Source organism: Mesorhizobium sp. M2A.F.Ca.ET.067.02.1.1, assembly GCF_004023285.1.
Lineage (GTDB): Bacteria > Pseudomonadota > Alphaproteobacteria > Rhizobiales > Rhizobiaceae > Mesorhizobium.
This window is the reverse complement of record NZ_RZSB01001382.1, coordinates 1-552: the sequence shown is the minus strand read 5'-3', so window position 1 is coordinate 552 and position 552 is coordinate 1. Positions and strand designations below refer to the sequence as shown.

The 552-nt window shown below is 65.2% G+C and carries 1 protein-coding gene; it reads left to right on the top strand.

Annotated features, from left to right (window positions below; all coding sequences use genetic code 11):
* On the top strand, positions 1 to 489 hold a 489-nt coding region (locus EOA28_RS37940; RefSeq protein WP_148671219.1), incomplete at its 5' end, for an aldo/keto reductase.
* Positions 490 to 552: the final 63 nt, after the last annotated feature.

Below are 552 nucleotides of genomic sequence, written 5' to 3'. Positions count from 1 at the left end.
GGCTGCTCCAATCTCGATGCCGGCCAGTTGCGCGCGGCACTCGACGTGGCCAGCCTGCGCAGCCTGCCGCGTTACGAGGTGCTGCAGCCTGAATACAATTTGTACGATCGCTCATCGCTCGACGGACCGCTGCTCGATCTCTGCAAGGCTGAGGATATCGGCGTCATCACCTATTTCAGCCTGGCCAAGGGATTTTTGAGCGGGAAATACCGCAGCAAGCCCGATCTCGGGCAAAGCGCGCGCGGCGAGGGCGTGGCCGGCTACCTCAACGAGCGCGGCATGCGCATCCTGTCCGCGCTCGATGCAGTGGCCGAACGCCATTCGGCCAAGCAGGCGGAAGTGGCGCTGGCCTGGATCATCGCGCGTCCAGGCATCACCGCGCCGATCGCCAGCGCCACGACGCCGGCCCAGATGGACAGCCTGATCCGCGCCGCATCGCTCAAGCTTTCGGCGGACGATGTCGCGGCGCTGGACCGGGCCAGCTCGTAAGGCGTGTTGATCTTCGGGTGAGGCCGGTCTGCAAATGGCAGTTTCCTGCGCTTCCGGTGCTAC